Below are 6,030 nucleotides of genomic sequence, written 5' to 3' on the forward strand. Positions count from 1 at the left end.
TCAATCATGTTTGGACATGATTGACTATAATTGTGTATAAATATAAGTGGTGCACTTTATGCGATTGAGGTGGTGCAGATGTCTGCGACTACCAGTGCTTTTACATGCGAATAATCAATTGAAATGATTCTCAATAAAATCGAAAATTATAATAATAAAATCCCATATGATAAAAACGCATTGTCAAAAGAACATATAATGCCACAGACTCCAAATAAATATTGGAAAGATGTTACAAATAATATTTCTGAAGAAGAATACTCATATTATGTTAATTTATTAGGCAATTTAACTATTGTATCTTCTAAAGATAATTCATCTATGGGAAACAAAGATTTTGAAACAAAAAAAGAATATCTATCAAAAACTAAACATATTAAAATGAATGAATATATTTTAAATCAAAAAGTATGGAATATTGAATCAATTGAAAATAGAACAAATGAATTAATTAATATGATAAATATAGTATATCCATATACAAAAAGTAAACTGAAATTAAGTAAAAGAATGGATATATATTTTAGTAAATCCGGTATCGATGCATGGGGATATATTAATGAAGATTTTTCTGTAAAAATTGAAGCTGGATCAAAAATAAAGATTAAACGTGGAAGTGAAAACGTTTTGGATGACTTATTTTCTAATTTATATGCTTCTAACATTATCGATGAAAATGAAAACCAGTTTTGTTTCATAAAAGATTATACCTTTAAAAACATTCAAGAAGCAACAAGTATAATTTATCCTCAAATAGAAGAACCTGAAAAAGTATGGAAGGATGCTTTTGGTGTGACTATAAAAGAGGGAATTTTCAAATTTAAATAAAATATGACTAAAAATCAAATTGACATAACAACTAATTATTACAAAAGGAAAATATTAAAGTTCACATATAATATGTGGAATGATATAATATATTAAAGGTGATTATTATGAATAAAGATGAAATAAGAAACAAAATACAAAATAATTTTTTAAAAAATTTAATATTTAGAATTGATTTTTCAGGTATGATGGATGCAGACGTAGAAACATTTATACAAAAAATAAGACCACAACTTTTAAAAAGAGATTATGTTACTTTAAGAGAAGAGTATGGGAATAATATAAATTTCAATGTTTTGGCACCAGATAATATTCAAACTAATACAGAAACGACAAAAACATACGTTTTTAATTCTAAACAAGGAAAAGAATTAAAAATATCTAAGTCTTTCGTTATATTTGAAATTAATATGGAGCGAAATGAAACACTTTTTTCAAATTATATACCTCTAATTTCAATTATTTTAGATGAATTAAAAAATCTACAGTATGTACAATTCAATAGAATTGGATTAAGAAAGGTAAATGTTTGTTTGTTACTGAATAAAAAATATTTAAATGATTATTTCAAGCAAAATGTATTATGTAGATTTAATGATAATTCTCCAACAACACAAGTGGCAGACGAATTTTTTTTACAACAATATAGAGTAAACTATAACAGACGTTTTCAGGAAGGTAAATTTTTGGATGATGGTAAAGAAAAAGTCGGCTATCAAATTATTTTGGATATAGATTCTTATATGCAAGGTGTAGAAGTGGTTGATAAAAAAATTAAGGAGGAGAATTCAAACTTAATTTTAGCAAAATTGAATGATATTATTTTTAATATTTATATTGATTCTTTAACTACAGCATTTATTGAAAATTTAGAAAAAGATAAATATATAGATGCTAATATAAGAGGGGTGATTAAAAATGGATAAGTTAAATTCTTTAAATTTTATTCCTATGTTTAAAAAAAATATTAAAGAAAAAGAGGAGAAAGAAACAGTATCTTATATGTTTATCCCTGATGTAGAGTCTTCCCCAATGAGATCTGTATATAGGCGTGTTAATTATGCCAAGCATATCAGAATAATTGATAATGGAGAAAACAATGAAAAATAATTTACCATATATTGTAAATAAAAATTTAAAAATTGAAATATATGTAATTGGATATAAAACAATAGGCGAATCAATTGTATTATTTATTCGGGTCGATTCAAATATTGTTTTTTCTGCGATAATTGATTCATATTTTTATCTAGGGATTAATAAAACTGTTGAAATTCTAGAAAAAAACAATGTAGATAAAATCAATTATCTTTGTTGGTCTCATCCCGATGAAGATCATTCAAAAGGAATAGATGAATTAATTAATAAATACGTTGATAAAAATACAGTTATAAATATTCCTGAAAATGTTGAGATTAATAAGAATGAGTGTTCAAAAGAAACAATACAGATTTTTAATTTGTTAAAGAATAATCTAAATATAAGGAAAGATAGAAAATATAGAGTCTATACTATCTCTGATTTTAAAGATATTTTAGCGTATGAAGAAGATTTACGTATATTATATAATGAAAAAGAATATGTATTGGAAATTAAATCAATTGCTCCAAATTCAAACTTGATTAGAGATGAGTTATTATTGGAAAATTTTAGTAAGAATAAGCATTCTATAGCGTTTCTATTTTATTTTGGAAATTTGATCTTTTTATTTTCTGGAGATATAGAAAATCCAACGATAAAATTATTTAGTAAAAAGAAAATTCCAGAAAATTTAAATTTTTTAAAAATTCCTCATCATGGATCAAATAGTTCAAATTATTTGCTTGATTTTATAAAAAATATAGATGTATCGTGTGTAACATCATATATAAGAGGTAGTAGTAAAAATCCTCGAAAAAGCATTTTAAATAGATATCAAGAAATCTCTACTCATGTATATTCATCTTATAATTTAGTTGGTGATAATGATAATGATTTTGGAATTATATGTACAACATTTGATATAATAGATGATTCATATGAAATAGAACTTATTGGAAATGCTTGTGAATATATTTGCAATTAATATAGAAATATTGTTCCAAGTATTAAAATGAAAAAAGTGGCATACATTTTGGCATACAAAACAAGATAACTATATATAAAATCTACAAATTATATACATTTTTAGATGTTTACTAATACAAAAAAACACATAAAAACATATATAAAAATTATATATGGATTGAAATGGATTTAGATTATGTAGAAGCATTGGAATACGGATTACCACCAACAGGTGGAATGGGTATGGGTATTGATAGACTTGTTATGTTATTAACTGGTCAAGAATCTATCCAAGAAGTTATCTTGTTCCCTCAGATGAAACCAAGAAATAAATAGCGATAAAAACAAGATAATTTAAATTTGAAAATCAAAAAAACAAATACTTTTTCATCTGATATACTATAAGTAATCTTAATCAAGTAAATGCATAACAATATTCTGTAAAAAATTATTAAAAGTAATCATACTTGAGATTAGGTAGGTTACATGTTATAATCTGCTTGTAAATCAGATAGCATTGTACCAAATGCAAATAGGTAAGGATTGTGACTCCTTACCTTTTTAGTTTTTAGAGCGAACTTAACACTAGGCTAGTTATCGTTAAAAGTGACTGATTATTCGCATGTAAAAGCACTGGTAGTCGCAGACATCTGCACCACCTCAATCGCATAAAGTGCACCACTTATATTTATACACAATTATAGTCAATCATGTCCAAACATGATTGACCTTTTTAAAAAATTATTTTTTGATTCTAAAGTTTTCATTACCCATATACACATCTATTCTATTATGAATGATTCTATCAAGCAATGCCTCTGTTAATGTCGATTTATGCAATTTATCATACCAGTCTCCTGATGGATACTGACTGCAGAAAATTGTTGAACATTTATCATGTCTTACCTCCATAAGCTCAGATATAAACTGTTTTTCTTTATCAGTCATTTCATACATTAACCATTCATCTAATACAAGCAGATCGTATTTTGCGTATTTCTTAACTACTTGTGATAGACTTTTACCCATATTCCTCAGTTCATTATACTTTTCTAATAGCTCAGGCATTCTAATGTAAAATATTTTATATTTTTGTTTTGCCGCTTCATTTGCTAATGCACATGAGAGCCATGTTTTCCCTGTACCACATGGTCCATGAATAATGATGTTGGTTTTTAATGTAATATAATTACATGTAGCCAGTGAGCTAATCAGCTGATGTGTAATGCTTCGATTGTCAGTATAGTGAATATCTCTTAGATCTGCATCTACATAGCGTAATTTAGCCGATTTCTTTAATCTTCTTACCGTTTCGTTATATCTTTGCTGATAAACAAAGTCGATGACCATATTTATTTTTTCATCAAATGTCAAAGTAATATAAGCAGGATTTGTTTCAATCAATTTAATGGCATCTACAACATCTATAATCCCAATTTCTGATGCTTTTCTTACAGTTTCATTATCTATCATTTTGATTTGCCTCCGTAGAACTCTGCACCTCTCAGGTGTCCTGTCGTTTTTCTTTCTTCAGATGCATTTCCTTGTTTTCCTAGTTTATCTTGATTGTTAGATAGAATGGCATTAAGATGTTTATATCTAGGTGATGGATATTTACTTAAAGCTATCTGGCAGGATAATTCAAGTCTTTCATTTGAATATTTATCACTTAGATGTAATACACTCATTGCAGGGTTATAACCCTGTTCCTTAACTTTACATCTTTCAAATATAATCTCTACAACCTTTCTTGTGTAGGGTCCGATTTTGCTCGCCCATTTTTTTATACGCACATCATCCCACTCACTTACTTTCACTGATTCAGGCATATCCTGTTCATAGGTAGAATATTTATTCTTTATATAGGCAGGAAACAGCTTGTGGATGTTGATTCGCTTGTTTTGATAATAGATAGTCAATGTTGTTTCTGACACTTTTAGATCAACGGATTTGCCTACATATTCATAAGGAACTGAATACCAGTTTTTTTGATAGGTGATATGGCAATTGACTTGTACTTTTCTGGAATAAAACCAATGACATACTTCAAAAGGTATTTCAGGAAGTGGTTTAAGTGCCTGCTTTTCAACAGCTTCAAATATTTCTTTTCTGCTTCCATCTCTTTTCTGGAATGGAGTAGTATTAAACTCATCAAGCTTTTCTCTTACTGCTTGATAAAGTTCTTCGAATGAATGAAACTCTACATTTCTTAATGATGCAATAATGGTTGTAGCTATTTTGCCAACGGTACCTTCGACACTCGCTTTCTGCTTAGGTTTTCTGACTTGTGCAGGCATAATAGCTGTCATATAATGATTTCCAAAATCAGAATACATATCTGTGAGAATGATTTCTCCTTCTTTAGGATGACTGACAACACCTGTTTTAAGATTGTCACATACAATTCTGACTGTTGAACCACCGAAGTATTCAAACATATGTTTATTACAGTTAATCCATGTATTCATTTTCATATCCTTGGTAGGTTCCACATAAGAATATTGAGAAAATGGTAAAGTTGCGACAAACAGATAAACTTTAACCAATTCACCAGTAGAAGGAACCATGTAATGCATTGTAGGCCCGGACCAATCAATTTCTGTACGAATCCCGGGTTTGTGTTCAATGTGGTTGGTATAGTTGTGTCTTTCGACATGTTGAGCATAACCTCTACAATATTTTGAGTAACTTACTGGATATTTACCATCCTTAGCACTCAAGCAATATTCTTTCCATAATAGTTTTAAGTTAACACCAGGCTTAGACAATTCTTTATGAACATAGTCATAATCCACTGCTAAATAAATGTTTTCAGATTCGTACATTTCAGGGAAAAATAATTTACCCAGCTCATCATCTGAGTACTGATCAATAGTACTGATATCGAATTGAAGCACCTCCATTCTATGTTTTGTTTTGGATGAGGTATGTTTACTAATATGATATTGTTTGGATATCGTATTGAGGGATATGCCTCGATCAATCAATTGTAAACATAGTCTCAAATTGAATTTTACAGCCATAATAAAAGCTCCTTTCATATAATATTAGAGACAAAGTCTCCAACATTATAATAATATAAAAAAGACCACCTATAATATAAAAGGTGGTGCAGTTGCGTATATTCAATAATATCATCTCAGTGGTGTAGTTGTT

At 28.1% G+C, this 6,030-nt stretch carries 6 protein-coding genes and 1 pseudogene; 5 read left to right on the forward strand and 2 right to left on the reverse strand.

Going from position 1 to position 6,030, the window contains the following annotated elements:
• Positions 1 to 123: 123 nt before the first annotated feature.
• The 5 genes and pseudogenes from B5E48_RS12920 to B5E48_RS12940 all read left to right on the forward strand — a co-directional run.
• Complete coding sequence (locus B5E48_RS12920) at positions 124 to 828, forward strand: HNH endonuclease family protein (protein WP_087305516.1); 705 nt, start codon at positions 124 to 126, stop codon at positions 826 to 828.
• Between the two features lie 107 nt (positions 829 to 935).
• On the forward strand, positions 936 to 1,754 hold the full coding sequence (locus B5E48_RS12925; protein ID WP_087305518.1) for a hypothetical protein: 819 nt from the start codon (positions 936 to 938) through the stop codon (positions 1,752 to 1,754).
• Positions 1,747 to 1,938, forward strand: a complete 192-nt coding sequence (locus B5E48_RS12930) for a hypothetical protein (protein ID WP_087305520.1) — start codon at positions 1,747 to 1,749, stop codon at positions 1,936 to 1,938. Before B5E48_RS12925 ends, B5E48_RS12930 begins: the two co-directional genes overlap by 8 nt.
• Positions 1,928 to 2,893 carry a ComEC/Rec2 family competence protein gene (locus B5E48_RS12935; protein WP_087305523.1) on the forward strand — a complete coding sequence of 322 codons (966 nt, stop codon included), beginning with the start codon at positions 1,928 to 1,930 and terminating at the stop codon, positions 2,891 to 2,893. Before B5E48_RS12930 ends, B5E48_RS12935 begins: the two co-directional genes overlap by 11 nt.
• Before the next feature lie 161 nt (positions 2,894 to 3,054).
• A pseudogene (locus B5E48_RS12940) lies at positions 3,055 to 3,210 on the forward strand (amino acid--tRNA ligase-related protein); the annotation flags it as partial.
• A gap of 405 nt (positions 3,211 to 3,615) precedes the next feature.
• On the opposite strand, the gene B5E48_RS12945 reads toward B5E48_RS12940, so the two are convergent.
• Positions 3,616 to 4,347, reverse strand: coding sequence for an ATP-binding protein (locus B5E48_RS12945; protein ID WP_087243929.1), 732 nt, complete (start codon positions 4,345 to 4,347; stop codon positions 3,616 to 3,618).
• Positions 4,344 to 5,897, reverse strand: a complete 1,554-nt coding sequence (gene istA / locus B5E48_RS12950; RefSeq protein ID WP_241146986.1) for an IS21 family transposase — start codon at positions 5,895 to 5,897, stop codon at positions 4,344 to 4,346. Before istA ends, B5E48_RS12945 begins: the two co-directional genes overlap by 4 nt.
• Positions 5,898 to 6,030 lie beyond the last annotated feature (133 nt).

The organism is Massilimicrobiota sp. An105 (assembly GCF_002161155.1).
In the GTDB taxonomy this organism is placed as follows: domain Bacteria; phylum Bacillota_I; class Bacilli_A; order Erysipelotrichales; family Coprobacillaceae; genus Allocoprobacillus; species Allocoprobacillus merdigallinarum.